Source organism: Microbacterium maritypicum, from assembly GCF_041529975.1.
In the GTDB taxonomy this organism is placed as follows: Bacteria; Actinomycetota; Actinomycetes; order Actinomycetales; family Microbacteriaceae; genus Microbacterium.
In genome coordinates this window covers 2723529-2742242 of sequence record NZ_CP168030.1, presented here as the reverse complement: position 1 = coordinate 2742242, position 18714 = coordinate 2723529, and the positions used below count along the sequence as shown (strand labels likewise).

Here is an 18714-nt window from a genome sequence, read left to right as displayed (position 1 = left end):
CGTCGGAGGATCCGGCGCGCGCCCCCGTCATCCGTGGCTCACGGTAGGCACGTGTGGGTCCGACTGGTGCCGCAGCCACAGCGTCGACAGCGCAGGAAGGGTCATCGTCGCCGTGGGGGCGCTTCCGTCCTCACCGGTGGCGAAGACCATGCCCAGGTTTCCGGACCCTCGTCCGCCGTAATCGGCGGCGTCGGTGTTGAGAACCTCCTGCCAGACGCCGTCCTGCGGGAGTGCGAGTCGATATCCCGCGCGCTCCACCCCGGCGAAGTTGCTCACGACGACGAGACGTCCGCCGTGGGCATCCCGCCGCTCGAAGGCGATCACGGTCGGGTCCCAGCTGGGTGCGCCGAGGCGCTGGAACGATGATCCGTCGTTGTCCCGTGCCCACAGCGGGGACTGGGATCTGTACGCACGGTTCATCGCGCCGACGAAGCCCTGCAGCTGCGCGTGCGACGGCTGGTCGAGGAGCCACCAATCCAGCTCACGCCCTTCGGACCACTCGGCGAGCTGACCGAACTCCTGGCCCATGAACAGGAGCTTCTTCCCGGGATGCCCCCACATGTAGGCGAGGTACGCGCGGACGTTCGCGAGCTTGTGCCAGTGGTCACCGGGCATCTTCGCCATCAGGCTGCCCTTTCCGTGCACGACTTCGTCGTGGCTGATCGGCAGCAGGTAGTTCTCCCCGAATGCATACACGAAGGAGAAGGTCATCTCGCCTTCGTGATGCGCGCGGTACATGGGGTCGCGCGAGATGTACTGGAGAGAGTCGTTCATCCAGCCCATGTTCCATTTGAACCCGAACCCCAGGCCGGCGTGGTCGGTGGGTGCGGTGACGCCCGGGAAGCTGGTCGACTCCTCGGCGATCATCATGATCCCCGGGTGCAGTCGGTAGGCCGTGGCGTTCACCTCCTGCAGGAACCGGATCGCCTCGAGATTCTCCCGGCCACCGTGGATGTTCGGTTCCCATTCGCCGGCTTCGCGGGAGTAGTCGAGGTAGAGCATCGAGGCGACGGCATCGACCCGCAGCCCGTCGACGTGGAACTCCCTGAACCAGTACAGCGCGTTGGCTACGAGGAAGCCGCGCACCTCCGGTCGGCCGTAGTCGAAGATGAGCGTGCCCCAGTCCTGGTGCTCGCCGCGGCGAGGATCGGGGTGTTCGTACAGGGGCTGGCCGTCGAAGCGCGCGAGGGCGAAGGCGTCTTTCGGGAAGTGCCCGGGAACCCAGTCCATGATCACGCCGATGCCGGCCTGGTGCAGCCGATCGATCAGGTATCTCAGGTCGTCCGGGGTGCCGAAACGGCTCGTGGGCGCGTAATAGCCGCTGACCTGGTAGCCCCAGGAGCCCCCGAAGGGGTGCTCCGCCAACGGCATGAACTCGACGTGCGTGAATCCTGTATCCGTCACGTGCTGGATCAGCGGCTCGGCGATGTCCCGGTACCCGAGGCCCTCACGCCAGGAGCCGACGTGGATCTCGTAGACCGACAGCGGCTGCGCGACGGCGTGGGTCGCGGCACGCCGGGTCATCCACGCGCCGTCCGCCCACTCGTAGGACGACGCGGTCACGACGGATGCTGTGTTCGGCGGTACCTCGGCCGCGAGCGCCATCGGGTCGGCTTTCAGTATCCAGGCTCCGTCGCGGGTGCGGATCTGATACTTGTACCGCGTGCAAACGGGGAGATCGGGGATGAAGAGCTCCCAGACTCCGCTCACGCCCATCGAGCGCATCGCGTGCGCATCGCCGTTCCAGTCGTTGTGATCGCCGACGACGCGCACTGCCGAGGCGTTGGGCGCCCAGACGGCGAACGCGACGCCCTGCTCGCCGTCCAGCGTCCGGGGGTGGGCACCCAGCGCCTCCCAGAGGCGTTCGTGCCGTCCCTCGGCGATCAGATGGAGGTCGAGGTCTCCGAGAGTCGGACGGTGTCGATACGGATCCCCGGAGAGCGTCTCCTCGTGATCCGCGTACCGCGTGGCGAGCCGGTATGGGAGCGGGGGACCGACGTGCTGCGCCTCCCAGATGCCATGCGCCACGTGGGAGAGCTCGAGCCGGCTGCCGTCGCCGAACACCGCGGACACGCCGGCGGCCAGCGGGCGTCGGACGCGGATCACGGTGACCGTGCGGTCTGCGGCGTCTTTGTGGGGGTGCGCGCCGAGGATGGCGTGCGGATCGTGGTGCGTGGCCGAGGAGACGGCCTCCCACTCGGTGGATGCGGCGACATCTTCTGTGTAGCTCATGCTCGCTCCCTCACCTTCAGGATGTGCACCGGCTCGGCGAAGGCGTCGAGCCGCACATAGTTGTGATCGTTCCACGTCCAGACGGCGCCGGTGAGCAGGTCTTCGACCTCGAACGGATCGCCGAGCGGGATGCCCCATTGCGTGCTGTCGAGGTGCACGGTCGTCTCGCGCACGGAGTGCGGGTCGACGTTCGCCACCACGATGACGGTATCGGGACGTCCGGTACCGGTGAACGGCGCCGGCAGGTGCTTGCTGTACACGAGGACGGCATCGTCGTCGCTCCAGTGCGCCCGGAAGTTCCTGAGCTGGCCGAGTGCGGGGTGAGCTGCGCGGATCTCGTTGAGGCGCCGGAGCAGAGGAGCGAGCGATTCGCCGCGGGCCTCTGCGCCCGACCAGTCGCGGAACTTGAACTCGTACTTCTCGTTGTCGATGTTCTCTTCCGACCCGGGCCTCGCCACGTTCTCGAAGAGCTCGTAGCCGGCGTACACCCCGTAAACGGGCCCTGCGGTGGCGGCGATGCAGGCACGGATACGGTACGCCGCGCGACCGCCGAACTGCAGGTACTCGGTCAGGATGTCATGGGTGTTCACGAAGAGGTTGGGCCGCATGTAGTCGGAAGTCTCCTGCGACACGGAGGTGAGGAATTCCTCCAGTTCGCTCTTGGTATTCCGCCACGTGAAGTAGCTGTAGCTCTGCTGGAAACCGACGGCGGCCAGGGCACGCATGACGGCGGGGCGGGTGAAGGCCTCCGCGAGGAAGATCACGTCCGGATCGACGGCGCCGATCTCGCGGATCAGCCACTCCCAGAACTGCAGCGGCTTGGTGTGGGGGTTGTCGACCCGGAAGATCTTCACCCCCTGGGCCACCCAGTGCTTCACGATCCGCAACATCTCGGCCGCGATGCCATCGGGGTCGTTGTCGAAGTTGAGCGGGTAGATGTCCTGGTACTTCTTCGGCGGGTTCTCGGCGTACGCGATGCTGCCGTCGGGGAGGGTCGTGAACCACTCGGGGTGCTCGCGCACCCAGGGGTGGTCCGGGGCGGCCTGGAGTGCGAGGTCGAGTGCGACTTCGAGGCCGGCTCCGTGCGCCGCGCGAACGAAGGCGCGGAAGTCGGCCGGCGATCCCAGGTCCGGGTGGATCGCGTCGTGACCGCCCTCGGCGGAGCCAATCGCATATGGGGATCCGGGATCACCCCGCTCCGCTGTGAGTGTGTTGTTGCGCCCCTTGCGGTTGGTGGTACCGATCGGATGGATCGGAACCAGATAGACCACGTCGAAACCCATCGCGGCGACCTCCGGCAAGCGTTTGGCTGCCGTGCGGAACGTCCCGCTCTTCACGGTCCCGTCCTTGAGCCGCTTCGCGCCCTCCGATCGCGGGAAGAACTCGTACCACGCACCGACGCCCGCCGCGGCACGGTCCACGTTGAGCGTCTGTCGCTCGGTGGCGGAACGCAGGGTCGTCAGAGGGCGGGCCAGGAAGACATCAGCCAGTCCGGAATCGGTGGAGAGCGCGAGTGCCGTTTCGCCATCCCCGGTCCGCAGCGACTCGGCGTCCGCGAGCAGACGTTTCCGCTGGGCGGCGGGGCGGTCCTTCTCAGCGGCGGCCCGCGCGAGCAGCTCTGCGCCGAGCGCGGCCATCACCGGCACGTCGACACCGGCTGCGACCTTCAGCTCCGCGGCGTGGGCCCAGGTTGCGAAGTCGTCGGAGAACGCTTCGAACCGATAGCGCCATGCACCCTGCTCGTCGAGCGCGATCTCCGCCGCCCACCGGTCCGTGCCGTCGCTCCGGGCGGTCAGCCGGTGCAGGCTCTCCTCGCCCGTGGGCGACGTGAGGCGCACCTGCACACCGATGATGTCGTGGCCCTCGCGGAACGAGACCACGGTGAACGGGACGACCTCGCCCACGAAGGCCTTCGGCGCGAAGCCGCCGGGCACTGCAGGTGTCGGATCGAGCAGCGGGATGCGAGTGGAGCGAAGCGAGCCCGGGACATCCGCGTCGCCGAAGGCGCGCGTCGGGATCTGAGCGGGGCTCCGAAGAGCCGAGGACCGAGTACCAGCACGTGCAGCCACATCCCGAATGTACCGCGCCGTCGTGGTCGCGGGTAGCGCGCCGCGTGGTGCGTCGGGAGCCGGGTTCATTCGACGCGGAACAGCCTCATCGATGTACCGGAGACGGGAAGCACATCGCCGGGCGCGAAGATCTCCTGCTCGTCGGAAGGCCGCTCCTGAGCGCTCGACCACAGCGACACGAAGCGGGTCGCGCCCTCGATCTCGTCGGGGAGGCGCACGTCGATGGGTGACTCCGTCCCGTGCACGATGAGCAGGATGCGGTTGTAGGCCTCGGTATCGGGGGTGGAGGCGGCGACGTACTGGAGGGTCCGGTTGCCGGGGTCGGCCCACTGGCCCTGCTCCATCGTCTCGCCGTTCTGGTCGAACCAGTCCATGACCGAGGCATTCGGGATGTGCTCGCCGAGTCGCGCGTAGCGGCCGGGGCGCAATGCCGGGTTCTCCTGCCGCAACCGGATCAGGCGTGAGACATGGGCGCGGAGGTCCTCCTGCCAGGGCTCGAAATCCCAGGCGAGCCAGGTGAGAGCGGAGTCCTGAGCATAGGCGTTGTTGTTGCCGCGCTGGGTGCGTCCGACCTCGTCGCCCGCCGTGAGCATCGGGATGCCGGCCGAGAGGAGCAGCGTCCCGAGAAGGTTGCGCATCGCTTTGCGCCGCGCGGCGAGGATCGTCGGGTCATCCGTAGGCCCCTCGACACCGTGGTTGAAGGCGCGGTTCATGTCGGCACCGTCGCGGTTCTGCTCACCGTTCGCTTCATTGTGCTTGACGTCGTACGAGACGAGATCGTGCAGGGTGAAGCCGTCGTGTGCCGTGACGAAGTTCACGCTGGCGAGCGGCCCCCGGTCTTCGCTGAACGTGTTGGAGGATCCGGCGAGTCGGGTCGCGAACCCACCGACGCCCACCGGGGCGGACGCACGTCGTGCATAGTCGATGTCGCTGAGCCAGAAGTTGCGTACGCGGTCGCGATAGCGGTCGTTCCACTCGTGCCATCCCGACGGGAAGTTCCCCGTCTGCCACCCGCCGAGACCGACGTCCCACGGCTCGGCGATGAGCTTGGTGTCGGCGAGGATCGGGTCATCCGCGATGGCCTGCAGGAGCGGATGCTCCGGCGTGTAGGTGTGTGCCCCGTCGCGGGCGATCGCGGTGGCGAGGTCGAAGCGGAAGCCGTCGATCTGCATCTCCTGAGCCCAATAGCGGAGGGAGTCGAGGACGAGTCTGGCCCCGGCATCGGTCGCCGTGTTCAGCGTGTTGCCGCACCCGGTGGTGTCGACGTAGACGCCGGACTCGTCCTGGCGGTAGTAGTGGGCGTTGTCGATGCCGCGCAGGCTCGAGCGGGGACCGCCGATGCCCTCTTCGGAGGTGTGGTTGTACACGACGTCGAGGATCACTTCGAGGCCGGCCTCGTGCAGCAGCCGCACCATCCCCTTGAACTCGGCGAGGACGGCCTCCGGTCCTTCTTTGCGCGCGTCCTCGGTCGCGTAGGCGGTGTGCGGGGTGAAGAAATTCAGGGTGTTGTAGCCCCAGTAGTTGGTGAGTCCGCGTTCGAGCAGGCGCGGCTCCGGCACGAAGGCGTGCACGGGGAGGAGCTCGATGGAGGTGATGCCCAGCGAGTGGAAGTACTCGATCATCGCGGGATGGGCGAGGCCCGCATAGGTGCCGTGCAGGGCGGGCGGCACATCGGGGTGACGCTTGGTGAGTCCCTTGAGATGCCCCTCGTAGATCACCGTGCGGTCGAGCGGGATACGAGGCTTCTGGGAATCGCCCCAGTCGAAGCCGTCGACGATGACGACCGAACGCCACTCCTCGTAGCCGTCGCCCTGGGCCAGGCCCCGTGCATACGGGTCCAGCAACAGCGTCTCCGGGTTGAAGGTGTTTCCCGGGCCGTGGGGCCCGCCGACGCGGACGGCGTAGCGGACGCCGGGCTGAAGGAGCTCCGTGGTGATCTCCCAGACGCCTCCTGCCAGCCGTTCGAGCGGAACCTCGTCGGTCGCCCAGTCCAGGTCGGTGGAGTCGAACACGACCAGCTCGATGGACGAGGCGTTCTGCGACCAGACGCGCAGGGTGCCGACGCCGTCGTGCAGACGGACGCCGAGGTTGTCGAGGGTGGTGCCGCCGGGCACGGTCAGGTCTCGGAACGCGGGCATGAGTACACACTAGGCGCGATGTGTTGCAGTCTCATGTCAGGGCGTACCGGGTTCCACGGACGGAGACCCGGCAGGGCGGGTTTCGCGAGAGAATCGAAGGATGCGGCACTATCTCGATCATGCGGCGACCACGCCTCTGCGCCCCGAAGCGCGTGACGCCTGGCTTGCCGCCACGGAGACCGTCGGCAACGCCTCCTCCACGCACGGCGCCGGCCAGGATGCCCGCCGACTGCTCGAGGAATACCGCGAGCGGGTCGCCGCGGTGCTCGATGCCGACCCGATCGAGATCGTGTTCACCTCGGGTGGCACCGAGTCGATCAATCTGGCGTTGCAGGGGCTGTGGCGGGCCCGCCCCGACGGCACGACGGCGATCGTGATGCCCGAAGCCGAGCACCACGCCACGATGGATACCGTGGCCGCGCTCGTGGAAGACGGCGCCGAGCTGCGCCGGGTGCCGGTGACCGCCCAGGCGCGGATCGATCCCGAGCAGTTCGCTCTCCGGCTTCCGGGCGCCGCGCTCGCCACCGCGCTCGTCGCGAACAATGAGGCGGGCACGATCAACGACGCGGCGGCGCTTGCCGCCGCCGCCGCGACGGCGGGTGTGGCGCTCCACCTCGACGCCGTCGCCGCGCTCGGACATGTACCGCTGTCGTTCCGTGATCTGCGTGGAGATTCCGCCGGAGGAGTGGGGCTCGTGGCCATGAGTCTCGCCGGGCACAAGATCGCGGCTCCCGTCGGCGTCGGGGTGCTCGTCACAGCTCGCACCGCTCGAATGACGGCCGTCCTGCGCGGCGGCGCGCAGCAACGAGGCCTCCGGGCCGGAACCCAGGACGTCGCCGGGGCTGCGGCGTTCGCCACTGCACTCGAGCTCGCCGAGTCCGAGCGGACGGAGGAGGCCGCGCGATTGCGTGTGCTGCGCGACCGTCTCGTCTCGGGCCTACGTTCCGCAGTGCCGGCAGCCGAGCTCCTGGGCGATCCGACGGACCGGCTGCCGGGCAACGCGCAGGTGCTGTTCCCCGGTGCGGTGGGGGAGAGCCTGTTGTTCCTCCTCGACGTCGCCGGGGTGGCGGCGTCGACCGGATCGGCGTGCCAGGCAGGCGTCGCCGAGCCGTCGCACGTCGTGATGGCGATGGGGCGGAGCGAGCGGGATGCGCGCAGCGTGCTGCGATTCTCGCTGGGTCGGACGTCGACGGACGCCGATGTCGAAGCGGTGCTCGCCGCGATCGGCGACGCCTATGCGCGAGCTTCCGGCGCCGGCACAGGCGCACGCTCGTAGACTGTTCCCATGCGGATCCTTGCGGCGATGAGCGGCGGCGTCGACTCCGCCGTCGCGGCAGCAAGAGCCGTGGAGGCGGGGCACGACGTGGTCGGTGTGCACCTGGCGCTCTCCAGAGCCGGTGGAACGCTCCGCACGGGTAGTCGCGGGTGCTGCACGATCGAGGATGCGCTCGATGCCCGCCGCGCCGCCGACCTGCTCGGCATCCCGTTCTACGTGTGGGACTTCTCCGAGCGTTTCCGCGACGATGTCATCGAGGACTTCATCTCCGAGTACCAGGCAGGACGAACGCCCAACCCCTGCATGCGCTGCAACGAGAAGATCAAGTTCGCGGCCCTCCTGGAGCGCGCGATCGAGCTCGGCTTCGACGCCGTGTGCACCGGGCACTATGCCACGCTCGTCGACGGTGCCGACGGACTGGAGCTGCACCGGGCGTCGGACAACGCCAAGGACCAGTCGTACGTCCTGGGTGTGCTGAACGCTGAGCAGCTCGCACACACGTACTTCCCGCTCGGAACGACCCCCTCGAAGGCGATCGTTCGTGCCGAGGCGGCCGCACGCGGCCTGACCGTCGCCCAGAAGCCGGACAGCCACGACATCTGCTTCATCCCCGACGGGGACACCCGAGGATGGCTCGCTGAGAAGGTCGGAACCGCCACGGGCGAGATCGTGGATCGCAGCGGGGAGGTCGTCGGCTCGCACGAGGGGGCGCATGCCTTCACGGTGGGACAGCGCCGCGGCCTCAAGCTCGGTGTGCCCGCGGCGGACGGCAAGCCTCGCTTCGTGCTCGAAGTCCGACCGGTGTCGAACACCGTCGTGGTCGGACCCAAGGAGGCTCTCGCGATCGCGGAGATCGCAGGGGAGCGGTTCAGCTGGGCCGGGGCCGCGCCGACGGAGTCCTCGTTCGAGTGTCACGTGCAGATCCGCGCGCACTCCGAGCCGGTCGCCGCACGTGCCGTGGTCTCGGACGACGGGGTCCGGGTGACGCCGGAGGTCCCGCTCGACGGGGTCGCGCCTGGGCAGACCGCCGTGCTCTACGTCGGCACCCGGGTGCTCGGGCAGTTCACGATCGACACCACGGTGTCGGCGGTGCCTGTCGGCGCGTAGACCCCATCGGTGTCGGTGCCCGCTCGTAGACTGGCGGGGTGCCGGAGAACATCTCGCTGGAAGACGCCCGAACCGAAGCCGAGGAGCTGACCGCTCGCATCCTCGACGCGAAGGAGGCCTATTACGGCCGTGACACATCGGTCGTGGATGACTTCACCTACGACGGATGGATGCATCGGCTCGAGGAACTGGAGCGGCTGCACCCCGAGCTGCAGGGTCAGGATTCGCCCACCCAGATGGTCGGGGCGGCCGAGGCAACGGGGCTTGCGACGATCGAGCACGCCGAGCGCATGCTCAGCCTCGACAACGTCTTCTCCGTCGACGAGCTGCGGGAGTGGGCGGCGAAGACCAGGGCCGCCGCCGGGCGTGAGGTCGCGTGGCTCACCGAGCTGAAGATCGACGGGCTCGCGATCAACCTCCGGTACGAGAACGGCGTCCTCACCTCTGCCGCCACTCGGGGCGACGGCCGCGTCGGCGAGATCGTGACGGAGAACGCCCTCCGTCTGCCAGAGATCCCGCAACGGCTGAGCGGGGAGGGTCATCCCCCGATCGTCGAAGTGCGTGGCGAGGTATTCATCCCTGTCGCAGCGTTCGAGCGTCTCAACGCTGCGCAGGCCGACTTCCGGGACCGCGCGTACGCCGATGCTCTCGCGCGCTGGGAAGCCAGGGGAGGCGCGAAGAAGGCGTTCGACGAGGAGAAGGCGCAGACGGCGGCCGCCCGACGCTTCCCGTCGTTCGCCAATCCGCGCAATGCCGCCAGCGGCGGGCTCCGCCAGCAGATCGACAAGAAGAACGGCCTCGAACTCGAGGCCGGACTCCTGCGCATCGAGTCGCTCGCGCTCTACGTGCACGGCATCGGCGCGTGGACGAACCCTCCCGTCGCCGCGCAGAGCGAGGTGTACGACCTGCTCGCCGAATGGGGTCTGCCCACGAGCCCGCACACGAAGGTGTGCCACACGATCGACGAGGTGGTGTCCTTCGTCGAGTACTTCGGCGAGCACCGTCATGACATCGAGCACGAGCTCGACGGCATCGTGGTCAAAGTCGACGAGCTCGAGCTGCACGACGAACTCGGCGCGACGAGCCGAGCGCCCCGCTGGGCCATCGCCTACAAGTACCCGCCCGAAGAGGTCCAGACCAAGCTCCTCGACATCGTCGTATCGGTGGGACGCACGGGGCGCGCCACGCCGTTCGCCGTCATGGCGCCCGCGCACGTCGCCGGTTCCGTCGTCCGCCAGGCCACGCTGCACAACAAGGATGTCGTCAAGGCCAAGGGCGTGCTGATCGGCGACACCGTCGTTCTGCGCAAGGCCGGCGACGTGATCCCCGAGGTTCTCGGTCCCGTGGTCGAGAAGCGCGACGGCAGCGAGCGGGAGTTCGTCATGCCGGTCGAGTGCCCGGAATGCGGTACACCGTTACGCGCGATGAAGGAAGGCGACATCGACCTCCGGTGCCCGAACGCGCGTTCGTGTCCCGCTCAGGTCCGTGGCCGCGTCGAGCACATCGGATCCCGCGGCGCCCTCGATGTGGAAGCGCTCGGCGAGGTGACCGCTGCGGCGCTCACCCAACCGACCTCACCGGCTGTGCCCCCGCTCGAGACCGAGGCCGGGCTGTTCGCCCTCACCCTCGAGGAGCTCGTACCCATCGAACTGTTCGTGCGAGATTCCGAGACCGGACTCCCGAAGGAGGACGAGGACGGGATCGTCAAGACGCGCGCTCCTTTCCGACGCAACCCCACCGCGGCCGAGAAGAAGTCGGGTCTCGAGGGGCCGCAGCCGTCGTCGCAGGCGCTCACCCTGCTCGCCGAGCTCGAGAAGGCGAAGACCAAGGAGCTGTGGCGACTGCTTGTGTCGCTCAACATCCGCCACGTCGGCCCCGTCGCCGCCCGGGCTCTGGCGCAGTGGTTCGGCTCTCTCGATGCGATCCGTGCGGCTACGCGAGACGAGCTTGCCGCCGTCGAGGGCGTGGGGGGCATCATCGCCGATTCCCTGCTCGCATGGTTCGAGGTCGACTGGCATCAAGAGATCGTGCAGCAGTGGGCCGATGCGGGCGTGCAGTGGTCGACGCCTGGCCACCCCGGGCCGGGTGCGGCGGTTGCGGCGGGTGGAGTGCTCGAAGGTCTCACGGTGGTGGCCACCGGCTCCCTCGACGGCTACACCCGCGACGGCGCGCAGGAGGCGATCATCAACGCGGGCGGTAAGGCTGCGTCGAGCGTGTCGAAGAAAACGGATTTCGTAGCGGCGGGTCCCGGCGCGGGATCGAAACTCGCCAAGGCCGAGGACCTCGGAATCCGGATCCTCGACGCGGCACAGTTCCACATCCTCGTGACAGAGGGGCCGGCCGCGCTCCCGCCCGCGAGCGACGGGTCGTGAAGCGTTACGGGCCTCTGATCGTCGTTCCGAATGCTCTGGCGCTCGGAGACCCCGGGCGACACCATCTTCGTCTCACTCCGCAGGCGGTGATCATCCGCCGAGGTGCCGAAGGTCAAGGGATCGTGCCGTGGGACCGCGTGGAGGGGATCGCTCTCGATGTGCCGACGACGCGGTTCCGGCTGCCCGGGTTCTTCGGCACGGTACTGCTCGGCGCACTGACGGCGGCGATGCTGAGCGACCCCGGCATCGAGCCCGATGATGGAGCGGTGACGCTCACTGTTGATGGTGAGAGCACGACGCTGCCGCTGAGCCGCCATCACGTCGGTGGCTACTGGCAGCCGACGGTGGCGGGCGCACATCGATTGATCGCGCACCTCATCGCACACCCCGAACAGCGGGCGTTGTTGGCGCACCCCGAGCCGCTGATCGACGTCGCGGCGCAACTCGCGCGCGGAACGGGATAGTCCGAACCGCGCGCGATGCGGCGTCAGCTCTTGTGACGGGGCTTGCGGAACGGCTTCTCGTCGCGGCTGTCGCGAGCCGGTCGCTCGTCGCGGTCACGACGCTCGAACCGGTCTCCCGCGTCGCGTCCACCCTCACGCGGGCCGCTGCGGCGCGCGCCGGCGGGGCCGCGGTCGGGCTTGATCTCGATCAACCGACCGGAGATGCGGGTGTCGCGAAGCTTCTCCAGGACGGTCGGACTCATGTTCGCCGGAAGCTCGACGACCGAGAAGTCGGGACGGATGTTGATCGCGCCGAAGTCGTCACGGCCGAGGCCGCCTTCGTTCGCGAGGGCACCGACGATCTGGCGCGGTTCGACCCGATGACGGCGACCGACCTCGATGCGGTATGCCGTGTAGTCGCCGCGACCTCGACGCTCACGCGGTTCGCGGGACTCACGCGCGTCCCGTCCCGTGCGCTCGCGCGGAGGGCGATTATCTGCTTCGACAGCCTTCGTCAGCGGATCGTTGGCCGGGTCCAGGAGCAGCGGCTTGTCGCCCTGAGCGACCACGGCGAGAGCTGCTGCCACGTCGGCCTCGGGGACGTCGTGGTGGCGGACGTAGTGGGCGACGATGTCGCGGAAAGCGTCGATGCGGCCGGTCTCCGACAGTGCGGTGGTGATCGCGTCGTCGAAGCGGTTCAGACGCGTGGTGTTCACGTCCTCCGTGCTAGGCAGCTGCATCTGAGCGGGCTGCTGACGGGTGGCCTTCTCGATGTGCTTCAGGAGGTAGCGCTCGCGCGGGGTGATGAAGCTGATCGCATCGCCCGATCGTCCCGCACGACCCGTGCGACCGATGCGGTGCACGTACGACTCGGTGTCGGTGGGGATGTCGAAGTTGACGACGTGGCTGATGCGCTCGACGTCGAGACCGCGAGCGGCCACGTCGGTCGCGACGAGGATGTCGAGTTTGCCGTCCTTGAGCTGGTTGACACTACGCTCGCGCTGCACCTGGGGCACGTCGCCGTTGATCGCGGCTGCGGAGTATCCCCGGGCCCGCAGCTTCTCGGCCAGCGTCTCGGTCTCGTTCTTGGTGCGCACGAAGACGATCATCCCGTCGAAGTTCTCGACCTCGAGGATGCGGGTGAGCGCATCGACCTTCTGCGCATACGACACGACGAGGTAGCGCTGCGTGATGTTCGTGCCGGTGGCGGTCTTGGACTTGATGCTGATCTCTTCCGGCTCACGCAGGTACTTCTGCGCGAGTCGACGGATCTGCGGCGGCATCGTGGCCGAGAACAGCGCGACCTGCTTGTCCTCCGGGGTCTGCGCGAGGATCTGCTCGACGTCTTCCGCGAAGCCCATCTTCAGCATCTCATCGGCCTCATCGAGCACCAGATACTTCAACTCGGACAGGTCGAGTGTGCCCTTGGCGAGGTGGTCCATGATTCGGCCGGGCGTACCGACGATGACGTGGACGCCGCGTCGCAGCGCGGACAGCTGCACGCCGTAGCCCTGTCCGCCGTAGACGGGGAGGACGTGTACGCCCTTCATCTTCGAGGCATAGGACTCGAATGCCTCGCACACCTGGAGTGCGAGCTCACGGGTGGGAGCGAGCACGAGCGCCTGCGGGATCTTCTGGGAGACATCGAGGCGTTCGAGGACGGGAAGCGCGAAAGCGGCGGTCTTACCCGTTCCGGTCTGTGCCTGGCCGACGACGTCGCGGCCGGCGAGAAGCGTCGGAATGGTCGCCGCCTGGATGGGCGACGGGGTCTCGTAGCCGAGGTCCTTGATGGCTTTGAGGACGGGCCCGGTGATGCCGAGCTCCTCGAATCCGGGGGTCGCGGGGGAGTCCTCGGGGGCGTCGGTCAGCACTGCATCTTCAGGGGTCACTTCCCAAGGGTAGCGCGCTGCGGCGCTCGGCGCCTGTGAGGACGACCTCAGGCGCCGGTGGTCAGGGAGAGCAGCTTCTCCTTGACCTGGCGTCGGAGCACCTTCCCGATCAACGACTTGGGGAGCTCGTCGACCACGAACACACGACGCGGCACCTTGTACGGAGTGAGGATGCTGCGGGCGAAATCTCGGATCGCCTCCACATCGACATCGGTTCCGGCATCCACGACGATGGCGGCGACGACCTCCTCGCCGGAGTGCTCGCTCGGCAACCCGACGACCGCGGCATCCGCGACCTGGGGGTGCTGGCGCAGCGCGTTCTCGACCTCGGTGGGCGCGACGTTGAAGCCGCCGGTGATGATGAGTTCCTTGATGCGATCGACGATGCGGACGAATCCGGCGTCGTCGATCGTGACGATGTCACCGGTCCGGTACCAGCCGTCGACAAAGACGGCTTCCGTCTCCTCGGGCTTGCCGTAATACCCCGAGAACACCTGGGGCCCGCGCACGACGAGTTCTCCGGCTGATCCGGCCGGGACGTCTTCACTCGGGTTCTCCGGGTCGACGACACGGCATTCGGTCCCGGGCAGGGGGAGCCCGACCGTGCCGGGCACGCGGTTGTCCGCGACCGGGTTCGCCATCAGGACGGGGGAGCACTCGCTCAGTCCGTAGCCCTCGACGAGGTAGCCATGCGTGGCCTCTTCGAAGGGGACGACCAGCTCGTGCGGCAGTGCCATGGCGCCGGAGATCGCGACCTCGATGCCGTCGAGCGACACACCCTTCTCCTTCGCTGCGGCGAGGAGGCGGTCCGCGATGGGCGGCACGAGTGGGAGGAAAGTCGCGGGGTGCTTCTTGACGACGTCGAGCACGAGGTCCGGATCGAACTTGGGGAACAGCACGAGTCGGGCGCCCATCGACATCGCGAATGTGAGGCAGAGCGTGAGGCCGTAGGCGTGGAACATCGGCAGGACCGCATAGACCACGCAGCCCTTGCCGCGCTGGATCGACGGCACCCAGGCCTGAGCTTGCGCGGCGTTGGCGAGCAGGTTGCGGTGTGTGAGGGCCGCACCCTTCGGCGTTCCCGTGGTACCGGACGTGTACTGGATGATCGCGAGATCGTCGGTGCGCGGCATCGGATGTGAGGCGGGGATCGGCTCGGAGGCCAGGAGAGAATCCCACGCGACGGTACCGCGCACCTTCTCGGTCAACGCCGCGCGCGACTCGCGAGCCTTGGCGACCGGGAGCCGCAGCGCGAAACGAGTGACGAACGGCATGGCGCGGGTCACGTCGACGGAGATGAGGTTCGTGACGGCCAGATCCGTCGGGAACTCCTGCACTGTGGACACGACCTTGTTCCACACGATCGCGTGCTTCGCGCCGTGATCCTCGAACTGCTTACGCAGTTCGCGAGGGGTATAGAGAGGGTTGTGCTCGACGACGACAGCGCCGAGACGGAGTACCGCGTAGAAGGCCACGATGTGCTGGGGGCAGTTCGGTAGAACGATGGCGACCGGGTCTCCTGCGCGGACCCCGAGGTCGCGAAGTCCTGCTGCGGCGCGGTCGATCGCCGACTGCAGCTGTCCGTAGGTGGTCTCGCGGCCGAAGAACTGCAGGGCGGGGGCGTCCGGGTAGTCGCGAGCCGAAGCGGCGACGATGTCGACGAGCGAGCCGTCCACGGGAGGGAGGTCGTCGGGGACTCCTGCGGCATAGCTGGCGATCCACGGGCGAGGGGGCTGGAACGTGCTCACCCGCCCAGCATATGTCGACCGACTCGCGGGGCAGGGGAGTTCGGAGTGCGGCAACTAGACTGGAGGGGTGTCTGAAATCACCCCTGAACTCGTGCGCCATCTCGGTGTGCTCGCACGCATCCAGCTGAACGACGACGAGGTGTCGCGGCTCACGGGCCAGCTCGACGCGATCGTCGACAACATCGCGAAGGTCTCGGAGGTCGCGACAGACGATGTCGTCGCGACGAGCCACCCTATCCCGTTGAGCAATGTCTTCCGACCGGATGTGGTCGGGCAGACGCTCACGCACGAGCAGGTGCTGCAGAACGCTCCGGACGCCGCGGACGGCCGCTTCCGCGTCACCGCGATCCTGGGAGAAGAGCAGTGAGCGACATCATCCGACTGAACGCGGCGGATCTCGCCGCCAAGCTCTCCACGGGCGAGGTGTCGAGCGTCGAGGCGACGCAGGCACACCTCGACCGCATCGCCGCCGTCGACGGCGACGTGCACGCCTTCCTGCACGTCAACGAGGGAGCGCTCGAGGCCGCAGCCGCGATCGACGCCCGCCGCGCTTCCGGTGAATCCCTGGGGCCTCTCGCCGGTGTGCCGCTGGCGATCAAGGACGTTCTCGTGACGACCGACCAGCCCACGACCAGCGGCTCGCGCATCCTCGAGGGATATCGCTCGCCCTACGACGCCACGGTCGTCGCACGCTCGCGCGCAGCAGGGATGATCGCTCTCGGCAAGACCAACATGGACGAGTTCGCGATGGGTTCGTCCACGGAGCACTCGGCGTACGGCCCCACGCACAACCCGTGGGATCTCGACCGGATTCCCGGTGGCTCGGGCGGTGGCTCCGCCGCTGCTGTCGCCGCGTTCGAGGCTCCGCTCGCGCTCGGCTCCGACACCGGCGGGTCGATCCGTCAGCCCGCGCACGTCACCGGCACGGTGGGCGTCAAGCCCACATACGGCGGCGTGAGCCGCTACGGTGCGATCGCACTCGCCTCCAGCCTCGACCAGGTCGGCCCGGTCTCCCGGACGGTCCTCGATTCCGGGCTGCTGCACGACGCCATCGGCGGGCACGACCCCAAGGATTCGACCTCGCTGCGCGACGAGTGGCCCTCGTTCGCTGAGGCCGCCCGCGAAGGGGCTCGCGGAGACGTACTCAAGGGGCTCAAGGTCGGCGTGATCCGCGAACTCCCGGACAGCGGCTTCCAGCCGGGTGTCGCGGCGTCGTTCCGCAGCGCGCTCGCGCTCATGGAGGCTCAGGGCGCCGAGATCGTCGAGATCGCCGCTCCGCACTTCGAATACGGAGTGGCTGCGTACTACCTGATCCTCCCCGCCGAGGCTTCGAGCAACCTCGCGAAGTTCGACTCCGTGCGCTTCGGCCTGCGGGTGACGCCCGACGGCAACCCCACGGTCGAGGACGTCATGTCCGCGACCCGCGACGCCGGCTTCGGCGATGAGGTCAAGCGCCGCATCATCCTCGGCACGTACGCACTGTCGGCCGGATACTACGACGCTTACTACGGCAGCGCACAGAAGGTCCGCACGCTCATCCAGCAGGATTTCGCGAACGCGTTCGCCGAGGTCGACGTGATCGCGACGCCCTCGGCCCCGACCACGGCGTTCAAGCTCGGGGAGAAGATCGATGACCCCCTGCAGATGTACCTCAACGACATCACGACCATCCCGGTGAACCTCGCCGGGGTCCCCGGCATCTCCATTCCGAGCGGCCTCGCGGATGACGATGGCCTGCCCGTCGGCATCCAGTTCATCGCTCCGGCGCGCGAGGACGCACGTCTCTACAAGGTCGGCGCCGCGCTCGAGACGCTGCTCGTCGATTCGTGGGGCGCGCCGCTGCTCACCCGTGCTCCGGAGCTCGCAGAAGGGAAGCGCTGATGGCCGCCGCCAAGCTCATGGACTTCGACAAGGCGCTCGAGCTGTTCGAGCCGGTCCTCGGTTTCGAGGTCCACGTCGAGCTAAACACGAACACGAAGATGTTCTCCGATGCGCCGAACCCGGCCAACGAGGCGTTCCACGCCGCGGAGCCGAACACGCTCATCGCGCCGGTCGACCTCGGACTGCCCGGGTCGCTGCCGGTTGTGAACGAGACGGCGATCCGCTCGTCGATCAGTCTGGGCCTCGCGCTCGGCTGCTCGATCGCCGAATCGAGCCGGTTCGCGCGCAAGAACTACTTCTACCCCGACCTGGGCAAGAACTACCAGATCTCGCAGTACGACGAGCCGATCGCCTATGAGGGCTCGGTCGAGGTCGAGCTCGAGGACGGGACGCTCATCACGATCCCGATCGAGCGTGCGCACATGGAGGAAGACGCCGGAAAGCTCACCCACATGGGCGGAGCCACCGGACGTATCCAGGGGGCCGAGTACTCGCTCGTCGACTACAACCGTGCGGGGGTGCCGCTGGTCGAGATCGTGACCAACATCATCTACGGCACCGAGCACCGAGCGCCGGAGGTCGCCAAGGCCTACGTGCAGGCGATCCGCGACATCGTTCGCGGGCTCGGCATCTCCGAGGCTCGGCTGGAGCGCGGCAACCTGCGCTGCGACGCGAACGTTTCGCTGCGCCCGCGGGGTACAGACAAGCTCGGTACCCGCACGGAGACGAAGAACGTGAACTCGATGCGCTCGGTCGAGCGCGCCGTGAGGTACGAGATCCAGCGACAGGCGCAGATTCTTGCCGATGGCGGCACGATCACACAGGAGACGCGGCACTGGCACGAGGACACCGGCACGACCTCGCCGGGACGCCCGAAGTCGGATGCCGACGACTACCGCTACTTCCCGGAGCCTGATCTGCTGCCCGTGGAACCGGCCGCCGAGCTGATCGAAGAGTTGCGCGCCGCGCTTCCGGAGCAGCCCGTCGCTCGTCGTCGCCGTCTCATGACGGAGTGGGGCTTCACGGACCTCGAATTCCAGGACGTCCGCAACGGCGGCCTGCTCGAGGTCGTCGAGGCGACGATCGCTGCCGGCGCCACTCCGGCCACCGCACGCAAGTGGTGGACCGGCGAGATCAGCCGTCTCGCGAACGCACAGGAGAAGGACGCGACCGACCTGATCAGCCCGGAGAACGTTGCTGCGCTGCAGAAGCTCGTCGATGCGGGAACCCTCACCGACAAGCTCGCCCGCCAGGTGCTCGAAGGCGTCATCGCCGGCGAGGGCACGCCGCAGGAGGTCGTGGACGCCCGCGGGCTCGCGGTCGTGTCGGATGACGGCGCGCTGATCGCCGCGATCGACGAGGCCCTGGCCGCTCAGCCCGACGTGATGGCGAAGATCAAGGATGGCAAGGTGCAGGCCGCCGGCGCTGTGATCGGCGCCGTCATGAAGGCGATGAAGGGTCAGGCGGACGCCGCACGTGTCCGTGAACTCATTCTCGAGCGCGCTGCGCAGTAGCGTGCCACCCCGGGCCTCGTGTCCGAGGCCCGGGGGAGAATGGTC

12 protein-coding genes are annotated in these 18714 nt (G+C 68.1%); 7 read left to right on the top strand and 5 right to left on the bottom strand.

What is annotated here, in order from left to right; genetic code table 11:
• Positions 1–27 precede the first annotated feature (27 nt).
• The 3 genes from glgB to glgX form a co-directional block, all read right to left on the bottom strand.
• Complete coding sequence (glgB, locus tag ACCO44_RS13305) at positions 28–2232, bottom strand: 1,4-alpha-glucan branching protein GlgB (RefSeq protein ID WP_372466884.1); 2205 nt, start codon at positions 2230–2232, stop codon at positions 28–30.
• Positions 2229–4301 (bottom strand): maltotransferase domain-containing protein, encoded by a 2073-nt coding sequence (locus ACCO44_RS13300; protein ID WP_372466881.1) that lies wholly within the window; start codon positions 4299–4301, stop codon positions 2229–2231. The genes glgB and ACCO44_RS13300 overlap by 4 nt, the downstream gene beginning before the upstream one ends.
• A 65-nt stretch (positions 4302–4366) precedes the next feature.
• A complete protein-coding gene (gene glgX / locus ACCO44_RS13295; protein WP_372466879.1) occupies positions 4367–6439 on the bottom strand; it encodes a glycogen debranching protein GlgX in 2073 nt (690 codons plus the stop codon).
• 100 nt (positions 6440–6539) lie between these two features.
• Between glgX and ACCO44_RS13290 the strand changes: the two genes are divergently transcribed.
• The 4 genes from ACCO44_RS13290 to ACCO44_RS13275 are packed head-to-tail and all read left to right on the top strand — an operon-like array spanning position 6540 to position 11658.
• Positions 6540–7715, top strand: a complete 1176-nt coding sequence (locus tag ACCO44_RS13290) for a cysteine desulfurase family protein (protein WP_372466878.1) — start codon at positions 6540–6542, stop codon at positions 7713–7715.
• Positions 7716–7724: 9 nt separating this feature from the next.
• The gene (gene mnmA / locus ACCO44_RS13285; RefSeq protein ID WP_105709877.1) at positions 7725–8822 is read left to right on the top strand and encodes a tRNA 2-thiouridine(34) synthase MnmA; all 1098 of its coding nucleotides are present in this window, start codon (positions 7725–7727) and stop codon (positions 8820–8822) included.
• Between the two features lie 38 nt (positions 8823–8860).
• Positions 8861–11194 (top strand): NAD-dependent DNA ligase LigA, encoded by a 2334-nt coding sequence (gene ligA, locus ACCO44_RS13280; protein ID WP_029263467.1) that lies wholly within the window; start codon positions 8861–8863, stop codon positions 11192–11194.
• Positions 11191–11658 carry a hypothetical protein gene (locus tag ACCO44_RS13275; protein WP_105709879.1) on the top strand — a complete coding sequence of 156 codons (468 nt, stop codon included), beginning with the start codon at positions 11191–11193 and terminating at the stop codon, positions 11656–11658. Before ligA ends, ACCO44_RS13275 begins: the two co-directional genes overlap by 4 nt.
• Before the next feature lie 23 nt (positions 11659–11681).
• Here the strand turns inward: ACCO44_RS13275 and ACCO44_RS13270 are convergent, their stop codons facing one another.
• Both ACCO44_RS13270 and ACCO44_RS13265 read right to left on the bottom strand, forming a co-directional pair.
• Positions 11682–13526 (bottom strand): DEAD/DEAH box helicase, encoded by a 1845-nt coding sequence (locus ACCO44_RS13270; RefSeq protein ID WP_372466875.1) that lies wholly within the window; start codon positions 13524–13526, stop codon positions 11682–11684.
• Positions 13527–13573: 47 nt separating this feature from the next.
• Positions 13574–15274 (bottom strand): long-chain-fatty-acid--CoA ligase, encoded by a 1701-nt coding sequence (locus ACCO44_RS13265; RefSeq protein WP_372466873.1) that lies wholly within the window; start codon positions 15272–15274, stop codon positions 13574–13576.
• Positions 15275–15341: 67 nt separating this feature from the next.
• Between ACCO44_RS13265 and gatC the strand changes: the two genes are divergently transcribed.
• The 3 genes from gatC to gatB are packed head-to-tail and all read left to right on the top strand — an operon-like array spanning position 15342 to position 18669.
• Entirely contained in the window at positions 15342–15641 is a 300-nt protein-coding gene (gene gatC / locus ACCO44_RS13260; protein ID WP_029263463.1) for an Asp-tRNA(Asn)/Glu-tRNA(Gln) amidotransferase subunit GatC, read from the top strand.
• Positions 15638–17155 (top strand): Asp-tRNA(Asn)/Glu-tRNA(Gln) amidotransferase subunit GatA, encoded by a 1518-nt coding sequence (gene gatA / locus ACCO44_RS13255; RefSeq protein WP_372466871.1) that lies wholly within the window; start codon positions 15638–15640, stop codon positions 17153–17155. The genes gatC and gatA overlap by 4 nt, the downstream gene beginning before the upstream one ends.
• Complete coding sequence (gene gatB / locus ACCO44_RS13250; RefSeq protein WP_029263461.1) at positions 17155–18669, top strand: Asp-tRNA(Asn)/Glu-tRNA(Gln) amidotransferase subunit GatB; 1515 nt, start codon at positions 17155–17157, stop codon at positions 18667–18669. Before gatA ends, gatB begins: the two co-directional genes overlap by 1 nt.
• Positions 18670–18714 lie beyond the last annotated feature (45 nt).